The following is an 11943-nucleotide window of genomic DNA, read 5'->3' as shown; positions in this document are numbered from 1 at the left end:
GTGAGAACACCGAGGACTCGACCATGTACAAGTTCTTCTTCAACCTCGTCTTCAAGCGCATGGACCCGGAGCAGGCCCACCACATGGCCTTCCGCTGGATCCGGCTCGCGGCCCGCGTCCCCGTGCTTCGCACCTTCGTCGCGGCCGTGCTCGCGCCGCGCCACAAGGAACTGCGCACCGAGGCCTTCGGTCTGCGGATGCACGGGCCCTTCGGCCTCGCGGCGGGCTTCGACAAGAACGCCGTCGCGATCGACGGCATGTCGATGCTGGGCTTCGACCACATCGAGATCGGCACCGTCACGGGGGAGCCGCAGCCCGGCAACCCCAAGAAGCGTCTCTTCCGCCTCGTGCAGGACCGTGCGCTGATCAACCGCATGGGCTTCAACAACGAGGGCTCGGCGGCCGTGGCCGAGCGCCTGGACGCCCGCAGGGCCGTCTTCAAGACGGTCGTGGGCGTCAACATCGGCAAGACCAAGGTCGTGCCCGAGGAGGAGGCCGCCGCCGACTACGTGAAGTCGACCGAGCGGCTCGCCGCCCACGCCGACTACCTCGTGGTGAACGTGTCGTCCCCGAACACCCCGGGCCTGCGCAACCTCCAGGCCACGGAGTCGCTTCGCCCGCTGCTCACCGCCGTACGCGAGGCGGCCGACCGCAGCGTCACCGGGCGGCGCGTGCCGCTCCTGGTGAAGATCGCCCCCGACCTCGCGGACGAGGACATCGACGCGGTCGCCGACCTGGCCGTAGAGCTGGGCCTCGACGGCATCATCGCCACGAACACGACCATCGCGCGAGAGAGCCTCGGTCTGCGGTCCGACCCTTCGCTCTACGGAGAGACCGGCGGACTGTCCGGAGCGCCCCTCAAGGAGCGCTCCCTGGAGGTCCTGCGCCGCCTCTACGCGCGCGTGGGCGACCGCATCACCCTGGTGGGCGTCGGCGGCGTCGAGAACGCCGAGGACGCCTGGCAGCGGATCCTCGCGGGCGCCACCCTGGTGCAGGGCTACAGCGCGTTCATCTACGAAGGGCCCTTCTGGGGCCGCGCGATCCACAAGGGCCTCGCCGCCCGTCTGAACAACTCGCCGTACGCCACGCTCGCCGAGGCAGTCGGCGCCGACGTGAGGAAGCCCGCATGAGTGCTCTTGAACCCTTCGGTACGCGCCTGCGCGCCGCCATGGACGAGCGTGGGCCGCTCTGCGTCGGCATCGACCCGCACGCGTCCCTGCTGTCCGCCTGGTGCCTGAACGACGACGTGGCGGGCCTGGAGCGGTTCACGGCGACGGTCGTCGAGGCACTCGCGGAAAGTGTCGCGGTCTTCAAGCCGCAGAGCGCGTTCTTCGAGCGCTTCGGCTCGCGCGGCATCGCCGTCCTGGAGAAGGCCGTCCAGGAGCTGCGCGCGGCCGGCGCCCTGGTGGTCATGGACGCCAAGCGTGGTGACATCGGCTCGACGATGGCCGCGTACGCGGAGACCTTCCTGCACAAGGACTCGCCGCTGTTCAGCGACGCCCTCACGGTCTCGCCCTACCTCGGCTACGGCTCGCTGAAGCCGGCCGTCGACCTCGCGCGCGAGAACGGCACCGGGCTCTTCGTGCTCGCCCTCACCTCCAACCCCGAGGGCGCCGAGGTGCAGCACGCGGTGCGCGAGGACGGCCGCACGATCGGCGCGACGATGCTCGGGCACCTGGCGGCCGAGAACGCGGGCGCGGAGCCCCTGGGGTCCTTCGGGGCCGTCGTCGGGGCGACGCTGGGGGACCTCTCCTCGTACGACCTCGCGGTCAACGGCCCGCTGCTCGCCCCCGGCATCGGTGCGCAGGGTGCCACCCCGGCGGATCTGCCGGGCGTCTTCGGAGACGTCGTACGCAATGTGGTGCCGAGCGTCAGCCGTGGCGTCCTGCGCGAGGGTCCCGATGTCGCGGGCCTTCGGGTCGCGGCGAGCCGGTTCGCGGACGAGATCCGTGAGGCCGTCGCGTCGGCGTGAGGGTGCCCCGAGGGTGATTTTCCGCCTTCGAAGGACGTGTCCGGCCACGTCCTCACGTCTCGCTGATGGCTCACCAGGCCAAATCCGGGGTGAAATGCCCGAAATGCACACCTCGGTAGAGGCTGACCAGGACTTTTCGTCTGTTCTCGCTGACTCTGGCGGCCATGCCCGCTAGTCTCCGACGAGAGCGAACGGGCAAGCGCGTTGCACGTTGCTCACCAGGTGTGGGGCGACTAGGTTCCTCACCGGTCCGTATCCGACAGTTCGACATCCGAGGTGACGTAGGCGTGGCTCTTCCGCCCCTTACCCCTGAACAGCGCGCAGCCGCGCTCGAAAAGGCCGCCGCGGCTCGCCGGGAGCGGGCCGAGGTCAAGAATCGACTCAAGCACTCCGGCGCCTCCCTTCACGAGGTCATCAAGCAGGGTCAGGAGAACGATGTCATCGGCAAGATGAAGGTCTCCGCTCTCCTGGAGTCCCTGCCGGGCGTGGGCAAGGTCCGCGCCAAGCAGATCATGGAGCGTCTTGGCATCTCCGAAAGCCGCCGTGTGCGCGGTCTCGGCTCCAATCAGATCGCCTCCTTGGAGCGTGAGTTCGGCGGTGGCGCTGCCTGACGTTCTCAGGCACTCCTGAGAACCTGGATAATCGCTGCATGGCTGCAACATCCCGGGGGACGACCCCCGTACCCCCGGACGTACGTCCGCGGCTGACCGTGCTCTCCGGCCCCTCCGGGGTCGGCAAGAGCACGGTCGTCGCTCATATGCGCAAAGAACACCCCGAGGTCTGGCTCTCGGTCTCCGCCACCACGCGGAAGCCGCGCCCCGGCGAGAAGCACGGTGTCCACTACTTCTTCGTCTCCGACGAAGAGATGGACAAACTGATCGCCAACAGCGAGCTGCTCGAGTGGGCCGAGTTCGCGGGCAACCGCTACGGCACCCCCCGGGGTGCCGTCCTCGAGCGCCTGGAGGCGGGCGAGCCCGTCCTCCTGGAGATCGACCTGCAGGGCGCACGCCTGGTCCGCGAGTCGATGTCCGAGGCGCAGCTGGTCTTCCTCGCCCCACCGAGCTGGGAGGAGCTGGTGCGCCGGCTCACCGGCCGGGGCACCGAGGAGCCCGTGGTGATCGAGCGCAGGCTCGCCGCGGCAAAGATCGAACTCGCCGCCGAGGCCGAGTTCGACACCACCCTGGTCAATACCTCCGTCGAGGACGTGGCGCGCGAGCTGCTAGCCTTGATGAAAGTTGTTTGATCTTCTTCATCCTCAGTAATCCCGGATTGATCTCCACATCTCCATTCGAAGATCAATCCCCATCGGAAGGCAGAGAGTGTCCTCTTCCATCACTGCGCCCGAGGGCATCATCAACCCGCCGATTGATGAGCTCCTCGAAGCGACCGACTCGAAGTACAGCCTCGTGATCTACGCCGCCAAGCGCGCGCGCCAGATCAACGCGTACTACTCGCAGCTCGGTGAGGGCCTGCTGGAGTACGTCGGCCCGCTGGTGGACACCCACGTCCACGAGAAGCCGCTCTCCATCGCGCTCCGTGAGATCAACGCGGGCCTGCTGACGTCCGAGGCCATCGAGGGCCCGGCGCAGTAGTCACAGTTCTTTTCTCGCAGTTTTATTCACCACAGGCCCGGCAGAGCGACTGCCGGGCCTGTGGTGTGTGATGGAGTCGTACGTTCCCGATTACGGGGATCAGGAGTGCGGGGAGGCACCGTGGGCAAGCCCAAGGTCGTTCTGGGGGTCAGCGGCGGTATCGCCGCGTACAAGGCCTGTGAGCTGCTGCGGCGGCTGACCGAGTCGGGCCATGACGTACGCGTCGTGCCGACCGAGTCGGCACTGCACTTCGTGGGGGCGGCCACATGGTCGGCCCTGTCCGGCAACCCGGTCTCGACCGAGGTCTGGTCCGACGTCCACGAAGTGCCGCACGTACGGATCGGCCAGTCCGCGGACGTCGTGATCGTCGCCCCGGCGACGGCCGACATGATGGCGAAGGCGGCCCACGGCCTCGCCGACGACCTCCTGACGAACACGCTCCTCACCGCCCGCTGTCCGGTGATCTTCGCGCCCGCCATGCACACGGAGATGTGGGAACACCCGGCCACGCAGGAGAACGTCGCCACGCTGCGCCGCCGAGGCGCCCTCGTCGTCGAGCCCGCCGTCGGCCGCCTCACGGGCGTGGACACGGGCAAGGGCCGTTTCCCGGATCCGGTGGAGCTCTTCGACGTCGTACGTCGTGTCCTGGCGCGCGGAGATCTGGCCCAGGACCTCACGGGCCGGCATGTCGTCGTCAGCGCGGGCGGCACGCGCGAGCCGCTCGACCCGGTCCGCTTCCTGGGCAACCGATCCTCCGGCAAGCAGGGGTACGCCCTCGCCCGCAGCGCGGCGGCACGCGGCGCCCGGGTCACGCTGGTGTCGGCGAACGCGGCCCTCCCCGCGCCCGCGGGCGTCGACATACTGCCCGTAGGCACCGCAGTCCAGCTCCGTGAAGCGGTCATCAAGGCCGCGGCGGACGCCGATGCCGTGGTGATGGCGGCGGCCGTGGCCGATTTCCGCCCGCAGACGTACGCGGCAGGAAAGATCAAGAAGAAGGACGGCCAGGAACCGGCGCCCATCGCCCTGGTCCGCAACCCCGACATCCTCGCCGAGATCGCGGGCGAGAGGCCGCGCCCCGGCCAGGTCGTCGTCGGCTTCGCCGCCGAGACGGACGACGTGCTCGCCAACGGCCGCGCCAAGCTGGAACGCAAGGGCTGCGACCTGCTCGTCATCAACGAGGTGGGCGAGCGCAAGACGTTCGGCTCCGAGGAGAACGAGGCGGTCGTGCTCGGCGCGGACGGCAGCGAGACCCCCGTGCCGTACGGACCCAAGGAAGCGCTCGCGGACACGGTCTGGGATCTGGTGGCTGAACGCCTGCCGAAGAATTCCTGAAAAAAATAAGGTGACCTCCGGAAAAAGCCGGAGGCCGCCAGAAAAAGTCGCCTGCCCAAGCCTCACCGGAACAGGCACGAAAACCTGGGCCCGAGTGTCACAATCGCCCCACTGGGGGCCTCAAACCCATGAAATTCGGGCGTGAGGCCCTCTGGTGGAGAACGATCGTCGTACCGCACAATGCAGTGCCGCAGGTCACAGCCCTCCCAAGTGGCGAGACACGTGCTCCGGCGGCCGAGTGCGACCGATAAACTGGTCTCGGACGACGCCGGGCGCAGCTCCCGGCCGTCCACCAATGATCAGCCAGCAGCCGCTGCAACCACAGGGAGCGATGTGTCCCGCCGTCTCTTCACCTCGGAGTCTGTGACCGAGGGTCACCCCGACAAGATCGCTGACCAGATCAGCGACACCATTCTCGACGCCCTTCTGCGTGAGGACCCGAAATCCCGGGTCGCCGTGGAGACGTTGATCACCACCGGCCTGGTGCACGTGGCCGGTGAGGTGACGACCAAGGCGTACGCGCCGATCGCGCAGCTGGTGCGCGACAAGATCCTCGAGATCGGTTACGACTCCTCCAAGAAGGGCTTCGACGGCGCCTCCTGTGGCGTCTCGGTGTCCATCGGCTCGCAGTCCCCCGACATCGCGCAGGGCGTCGACACGGCGTACGAGAAGCGTGTCGAGGGCGACGAGGACGAGCTCGACAAGCAGGGCGCGGGCGACCAGGGCCTGATGTTCGGCTACGCGTGCGACGAGACGCCGGAGCTGATGCCGCTCCCGATCCACCTCGCGCACCGCCTCTCGCGCCGCCTCTCCGAGGTCCGCAAGAACGGGACCATCCCGTACCTGCGCCCCGACGGCAAGACCCAGGTCACCATCGAGTACGACGGCGACAAGGCCGTCCGCCTCGACACGGTCGTCGTCTCCTCGCAGCACGCGTCGGACATCGACCTGGACTCGCTCCTCGCCCCCGACATCCGGGAGTTCGTGGTCGAGGCCGAGCTGCGGGCGCTCCTCGATGACGGCATCAAGCTGGAGACCGAGGGCTACCGCCTCCTGGTCAACCCGACAGGCCGCTTCGAGATCGGCGGCCCGATGGGCGACGCGGGCCTGACCGGCCGCAAGATCATCATCGACACGTACGGCGGCATGGCCCGCCACGGCGGCGGCGCCTTCTCCGGCAAGGACCCGTCCAAGGTCGACCGCAGCGCCGCCTACGCGATGCGCTGGGTCGCCAAGAACGTGGTCGCCGCGGGTCTCGCAGCTCGCTGCGAGGTCCAGGTCGCCTACGCGATCGGCAAGGCCGAGCCGGTGGGCCTGTTCGTGGAGACCTTCGGCACGGCCACGGTCGACACCGACAAGATCGAGGCCGCCATCGCCGAGGTCTTCGACCTGCGCCCGGCCGCGATCATCCGCGACCTGGACCTGCTGCGCCCGATCTACGCGCAGACCGCCGCGTACGGCCACTTCGGCCGGGCGATTCCCGACTTCACGTGGGAGCGGACGGATCGGGTGGATGCTCTGCGGAAGGCTGCGGGGCTTTAAGGCTCGCCCTTCCAGGCTTCGGGGCCCGGCTCTCCTACGGGAGGGCCGGGCCCCGATCCGTTGAGGCGGCGGGGCAGCGTGGTCAGGATTCGATCGAGGGCGCAGCCGGGTCGGATCCGTTCGGGGACGCTGCCGCGGCAGCTGGCTGCGCGGCGAAGCGGCGACGTATCTCCTGGGCGGTGTCTTCGTCCCAGTCCTCTATGTTCATGGCCACCTGCTCGGCCAGCATCAGGCATTCCTCGTCGCCCGGAGTGCGTCCCAACCGTCGTATGAAGTCGGTGAAAGCCTCCGCGGCGCTCGGCTCCGTGGGGGCCTCCTGAGCGAGGGACTCTTCGAACGCAGAGGACTTCCCGAAGACGTCAGATTCCGGCTCCGGGAGCGTGATCGGTGGGAATGCCTCCGGCACGAGATGCCGGAACGGCTCGGCGACCTCTTCGTTGTTGGCGGCGGAGGTGAGGCGGGCCAGCATGCCGATGTCGTTGACGGCCTTCTCCACATGGTCGTCGTTCTTCGCGAGCCACCACACGACCGCGCTGCCGGTGTCCCGCAGGACGTCACCGCCGAGGTACTCGCGTTTGTTGCGCTCGTAGTTGCGCTCGTGTTCCCAGAGATCCTCGTTCTTCCGAATGGCCGCGAGACGGTCCAGGCGCTGCTGGTCCTCGTCCGGGAGCACGAGGACGACGTCCAGGGCCATGGCACGAATGTGTCCGCCGGGGGCCGGTTCCATCACTCCCAGCGCACCGCTGAGCTCGTGCTGGACGAGGGAGCTTCTGAAGGGCTTGCGGCACGAGGTCACGGCGCGGGCACGTTCGATGACGGCGTCCATCGCCAGGGCGCCCGCATTGATGAGCGAGACGTCGGCCGACGCGTCCGCCGGGCACCAACGGACGGTGGCCGAGAACAAGAAGTCGTAGTCCGCGAACCGGCTGGGCAGGGAGATCCGGTCCACGTACACCTCGCGGCGCTCGACCGGGGGGACGGGCCGCTCGGGCACTGTGCCGGGTGGGAACGGGTCCCGCCTGCGTGCCCGTGCTGCGGCCGTTGCGGCCACCGCCAGGGCGGACAGCAGCAAGGCGACGGCTGTGGGCCACACCCAGAACGGCCAGTCGAGGCAGAGACCGAGGATGAGGACGAGCAGTGCGCAGATGAGGGTGAGGAAGGTCGAAACCGTCTTCTGTCCGGTGCTCATGAGGGGGCTGCCTCCTGTTGTCGCGGCATGGTCGAGTCTCGTGACACGCGTCGGGTCTGGGCCTCGTTGATCTTTCGCAGGAGCAGCGCCGAAAGCTCGGGCCGGGCGTGCTGCCGGGCCGACGCGTAGAGGCGACTGAGAAGCGCGTACCGGGTCTCTGCCGCAGCCACCAGGACATCGAAGAGCCGGTTTGCTATGGCGTGGTCACTCGTGGCGTCGGCTGCGGAGATCCATGTCGCGGCGCAAGCGGTCCAGCGCTCCGGCTCGGCGTGAACGAAGGCGGCGGCCCACCCCGCCGTGAGCCAGCTTCGGGTTGTCGAGGAGCGAAGGAAGGGCTTCGGGAGCCTTGTCGGAGCCGTGAGATCGAGGAACAGATCGGTGTCCGGCCGCCGGTGGGCGTCGGAGGACCGGACAGTGAGGCGGTCCAACAGACGCAGGTGGAGCCGCAGGTCCTCAGGGTCGTTGGTGACGTAGCGCAGAAGGCTTTCACGAGCGATCCCCGGGGACTGCTCGTTACGGGCCAAGTGGTGCAACCGGACCAGCGCGGCCTCCGGGTGGCGTACCGACATGACCTTCTCGCAGACTTCGACGAGTACGTGGCGCAGACTGGCGGAGAGCTGCCGTTGCGTGGACCATTCGTAGATCCGGTGTCGGAATTCCCCGCCGCAAGCTTCGCTGAGGACGCTCTGTTCGAGCAGGTGCGCTGCGGCTCGCAACCAGTGGTTCCGTGCCGGGGCATCGGTCCAATCGTTGACGAGGTGGATCAACTCCCCGGTGTCTTCGGTCGACAGACACAGTTCGGTGAAGCGGCGGACGAGATGCTCGCGGTCGGCGTCGGTGAGTTCCGGCAGGCCGACCATCTGGCAGACCCAGGAACGCAGCGGCTCTCTGAGGTCCGGCCTGGTGGTCCAGAAGTGTCGCCGGACGGCTCGGGCGAAGCCGCGCCTCTCGAAACGGACTCGGAAGGCACCGTCCGAGACGGCGTCGATCTTCTCCAGACGTTCGTCGAGTCCGGGATGCTCGAGGAGGGGGCGGACCTCCACCGGGGACTTGGTGGCCGAGAGCAGGGCCGCTGTAGCCACGTGCACGGCCTCGGCCCGCGCTCCATGCAGCAGCGCTGAGGAAAGGAGCAGGGCGCGCTGCGGTCCTCTGCGCACATGAGGAACGAGCTCGGCGACCTCCGGGCCGCGATCGGTCTGCTCTGCGACGGCCTGTTCGCACCAGGCACCGAAGGCGCCCGCTTCGTGCTCGGCCGCGTGCATCTCCAGGATCCGGACCGCCAGCCGGGCCAGTTCCCGCATGGAGGGCTTCGTCTCCATGAAGGAGAGCAGAGCCGAGGGAGGCGGGTCGCAGATCCTGGTGTCGAGGCCGCCGCAGCGCAGGTGGCGGACGATGACATCCAGCTGGTCGGGTGGCGCGATTCTCCTGCGGAACGTCAGAAACTCGGGGGCCAGTTGGTCCGGCCGCAGTTTCGGGAGCACCACAGCCAGATGGGCGTGCTTGCTCTGGAGGACGTGGTAGAAATCCCACAGCTGTGCCTGGACGGTGTTCCACAATCGCTCGTTCGCGGCGGAGAGGTCGAGGAGCATCCGATCCTGCTCGCCGATCAAGTCCACCGAGAGGCGCGGGGCCTTTCCCTCGTCGGGCTCGGTGGTGAGTTCGTGGTACGTCCCTGTCCCGCGGGGGAGTTCGCACAGCAGGACGCGAGCGGTGGAGCTCCTGCCGCTGCCCGGCTCCCCGTCCAGGAAGAGAATGTTCCTGGACTCCAGGACGTCGTACGCGGAGTTGATGTGCGCGGGACGGGAGAACTGCTGCTGCAGGTGCCGTAGTTGGCTCTCGGCCACACGCCGACGGGCGGTGGGCTGGGATTCGAGTAGGTTCTCCGCTGGACTTTCCGCCGGGTTCGTGAACGTGATGTTCATGTTCCCGGAACCGCTGTTGACGGCATGTGCCGGACCGGAGAAATCCGTACGGGAGTCGCCGCTCACCGTTCGTCGTCCTTGTTCCGTCGGTGAGACGCGTCGAAGTCCTGTCGGATGCCGCCGTGGTTGTCGCCAGCGACAAACGTCGAGATCGCGTTGTCACCGGTGACGTGGGCCGAGTTGCTGTACAGATTGCCGGTGCCGGTGTGGACCGGCCCCGGGGCTCCCTTGATGACAGTGCCTGCGTCGCCGTTCACGGTGCCCGCCTGGACGACGGTGCCGCCTTGCACCGTACCCACGTTGTTCTGCGTCGTGTCCGTCCCGGCGGTACTGGCTGTCCCGGCCTGTTCGGCCCTTGCGAGTTCCGGGATCAGGTCGATGAGCGCGTCACCGATGCGCTGGATGTCGTACGCGTCGTTCTGGTTGTCGTAGCGCAGCGTCTGGCAGTCGGCGAGGCGGGCCAGGGGCCTTGGCAACTGGCTTCTCGTGGGGCGTTCGGTGCGCCGTCCGGCAAGGACGGGTACGACGGGAATGCCGCACCGGAACGCTTCCAGAAGTTCCTTGCGCACCCAGTCCTCCTGGCGGCGCAGAGCGGGGTGATCGATCCAGTCGGGGCCGATGACGGCCAGGAGAACGCCACTGCGGCGCACGCCGCGCGTCAGCTCCTCGTCGAAGAACGCACCGGGCGGGATGGACTTGTTGGCACGGAAGATCCGGCCTGTGCCGAACCGCGCGGTGAGCGCGTTGTGGAGGGTGGTGGCGGTCTGGTCGCCGTCCCCTGTGCGGTAGTTGACGAAGACATCGGGCATGGCGAAATGACCTTTCCGTCTCAGCGGGTGTCTCAGTGGGTGTCTCAGTGGGCGGGTGAAGGTGCCGCTCAGTGCCCGGCAGGTGTGAGCGCGGCGTTGAGCTGGGGGGAGATGGCCAGGAAGGCCGGACGGCGGGGATGTCGTGCCAGAGTGCGTGCCAGCCGCCGCAGGTCGGTGGCGATGGTCGCGGAGCCCACGCAGTCCGTGGTCCGCAGGAGACGGCCGGTCAACTCGCAGGAGAGGTCGAACTCGCCGGCGACGGCGTGTGCGAGGGCGCGCCGAACGCCGTACCTCGCCTGCGTACGCAGGGCATGCCCGGGAATATGAGCGCATTCCCGGTCCAGGTGCTCTGCCGCCTCCCGTGGCCTGCCGAGGTCCACGAGACACCAGCCAGTGATCATGGCAGCGGGGTCCCCGAGATGGGTGGTTCCCAGGGCCGGGGCTTCGGTGTCGCGCTTGCCCGATGACAGGAGATCGCGGGCGGAGTCGAGCGCACGCATGCAGGCGTCGTAGTCACCGGCCAGGGCATGGCCCTGTGCTTCACGCTGGGCGGCGAGTCCGCGGATCCGGTCAGGGAGACGCTGCGATCGTGCTCGCGCGGCGAGGGCGATCGTGTCCGCGGCGTTTCCCTCGTAGTACGTGATCAAGGCGCGACGTACGAGTGCGTAGGAGGCAAGGTCGTGATCGCCGGCGACTTCGGCGAGCTCGACGGCGTGGTCCGTCCAGCGCAGGGCGGCCTCGTCGTCTCCGGACTCCTCCGCCATCCACCCCGCGTACTCCGCGTAACGGGCGGCGAGACCCCGTAACTTCCGAGCCGTGCGCGGGCCTGTGCGGGTGGCTAGTGCGCACAGTGAGTGCGTCTGCTCGGTGAGAGTGGGCAGGACACTGCTTGCCGGGGACATCTGGCCCAGACGGCGGTACTGGTCGAACAAGGCGTAGGAGATCTCCAAAAGGTTCGACCCCAGTGCGTCGGGCTGTTTGGAGAGGCCGGAGACATCCGAGACGCCCAGGAGGGATGCCGCACCGGTGGCCATGACGCGACGCCTGCTCAGAGGCATGACGCTGTCCTTCTTCGCTTCGTTCGGTACATCCCCCTGGGGCAGCGGAAGTGCCGGGACGAGTGCGGCGAGGGCTCCGTGGGCGTGCAGGGCAACGTCGCAGAGCCTGGCCAATTCCGGGGTGGGCCGTTTCCAGCCGGTCTCGACCTTGCTGATGTGGCCCTTGCTGTAGTGAACCGCCGCGGCCAGTTCCGTGAGCGTGAGACCGGCTGCGATGCGGCTGCGGCGCAGTTCGGGTCCGAACCCCGCTAACTGTTCTTGCACATGAACCCCCTTCTGACCCGTGCCTCGCGATGCCGTGGGCGTGTGTCGGCCGATGCCAGCGTCGTGCCACTCGGTGACACGAGCAAGGCTGTGGGTGGTGTTTCCCGTTTCCTCTTTGACCTGGGCTTCCGCTTCCGGGGTGGAAGGCAACCCGACGGCTGGATCTCTGTCGAGAGGGCTTAATCGGCCACAGGGATGGCTGGCCCGTGCCGTCCGCATCCGTGCCCGAGACCGGCCGGGTGTCAGTGGGGTCTGGTAGGAAT

General features: G+C 68.2%; 11 protein-coding genes. 7 read left to right on the top strand and 4 right to left on the bottom strand.

Annotated features, from left to right (window positions below; all coding sequences use genetic code 11):
- Positions 1-23 precede the first annotated feature (23 nt).
- The 7 genes from ACWFRJ_RS15995 (at position 24) to metK (ending at position 6438) form a co-directional block, all read left to right on the top strand.
- Positions 24-1130: a quinone-dependent dihydroorotate dehydrogenase gene (locus ACWFRJ_RS15995; protein WP_453530027.1), complete on the top strand. Its 1107-nt coding sequence runs from the start codon at positions 24-26 to the stop codon at positions 1128-1130.
- Positions 1127-1972 carry an orotidine-5'-phosphate decarboxylase gene (gene pyrF / locus ACWFRJ_RS15990; RefSeq protein WP_453530024.1) on the top strand — a complete coding sequence of 282 codons (846 nt, stop codon included), beginning with the start codon at positions 1127-1129 and terminating at the stop codon, positions 1970-1972. Before ACWFRJ_RS15995 ends, pyrF begins: the two co-directional genes overlap by 4 nt.
- Positions 1973-2259: 287 nt before the next feature.
- Positions 2260-2583 (top strand): integration host factor, encoded by a 324-nt coding sequence (locus tag ACWFRJ_RS15985; RefSeq protein WP_005319887.1) that lies wholly within the window; start codon positions 2260-2262, stop codon positions 2581-2583.
- Positions 2584-2621: 38 nt separating this feature from the next.
- A complete protein-coding gene (gene gmk / locus ACWFRJ_RS15980; protein ID WP_389914760.1) occupies positions 2622-3215 on the top strand; it encodes a guanylate kinase in 594 nt (197 codons plus the stop codon).
- Between the two features lie 76 nt (positions 3216-3291).
- Entirely contained in the window at positions 3292-3564 is a 273-nt protein-coding gene (rpoZ, locus tag ACWFRJ_RS15975; protein WP_005319902.1) for a DNA-directed RNA polymerase subunit omega, read from the top strand.
- A gap of 120 nt (positions 3565-3684) precedes the next feature.
- Positions 3685-4896, top strand: coding sequence for a bifunctional phosphopantothenoylcysteine decarboxylase/phosphopantothenate--cysteine ligase CoaBC (gene coaBC / locus ACWFRJ_RS15970; protein ID WP_453530020.1), 1212 nt, complete (start codon positions 3685-3687; stop codon positions 4894-4896).
- A 333-nt stretch (positions 4897-5229) separates the two neighbouring features.
- Positions 5230-6438, top strand: coding sequence for a methionine adenosyltransferase (metK, locus tag ACWFRJ_RS15965; protein WP_453530017.1), 1209 nt, complete (start codon positions 5230-5232; stop codon positions 6436-6438).
- 82 nt (positions 6439-6520) lie between these two features.
- Here metK and ACWFRJ_RS15960 read toward each other — a convergent pair whose 3' ends face one another.
- From ACWFRJ_RS15960 to ACWFRJ_RS15945, 4 genes are all read right to left on the bottom strand, one after another.
- Positions 6521-7627 (bottom strand): hypothetical protein, encoded by a 1107-nt coding sequence (locus ACWFRJ_RS15960; protein WP_453530014.1) that lies wholly within the window; start codon positions 7625-7627, stop codon positions 6521-6523.
- Positions 7624-9615, bottom strand: coding sequence for a hypothetical protein (locus tag ACWFRJ_RS15955; protein WP_453530011.1), 1992 nt, complete (start codon positions 9613-9615; stop codon positions 7624-7626). Before ACWFRJ_RS15955 ends, ACWFRJ_RS15960 begins: the two co-directional genes overlap by 4 nt.
- Entirely contained in the window at positions 9612-10358 is a 747-nt protein-coding gene (locus tag ACWFRJ_RS15950; RefSeq protein ID WP_453530008.1) for a toll/interleukin-1 receptor domain-containing protein, read from the bottom strand. Before ACWFRJ_RS15950 ends, ACWFRJ_RS15955 begins: the two co-directional genes overlap by 4 nt.
- Before the next feature lie 68 nt (positions 10359-10426).
- Positions 10427-11680 carry a helix-turn-helix domain-containing protein gene (locus ACWFRJ_RS15945; protein ID WP_453530005.1) on the bottom strand — a complete coding sequence of 418 codons (1254 nt, stop codon included), beginning with the start codon at positions 11678-11680 and terminating at the stop codon, positions 10427-10429.
- Between the last annotated feature and the right edge of the window lie 263 nt (positions 11681-11943).

Source organism: Streptomyces sp. NPDC055239 (genome assembly GCF_053606205.1).
This window is presented reverse-complemented; position numbering and strand designations above follow the sequence as displayed.

Bases quoted from the DNA above. Each gene is read 5' to 3' on its own strand.
- ACWFRJ_RS15995 (WP_453530027.1), top strand. From the start codon at position 24: ATGTACAAGTTCTTCTTCAACCTCGTCTTCAAGCGCATGGACCCGGAG.
- ACWFRJ_RS15960 (WP_453530014.1), bottom strand. From the start codon at position 7,627: ATGAGCACCGGACAGAAGACGGTTTCGACCTTCCTCACCCTCATCTGC.
- gmk (WP_389914760.1), top strand. From the start codon at position 2,622: ATGGCTGCAACATCCCGGGGGACGACCCCCGTACCCCCGGACGTACGT.
- pyrF (WP_453530024.1), top strand. From the start codon at position 1,127: ATGAGTGCTCTTGAACCCTTCGGTACGCGCCTGCGCGCCGCCATGGAC.
- ACWFRJ_RS15950 (WP_453530008.1), bottom strand. From the start codon at position 10,358: ATGCCCGATGTCTTCGTCAACTACCGCACAGGGGACGGCGACCAGACC.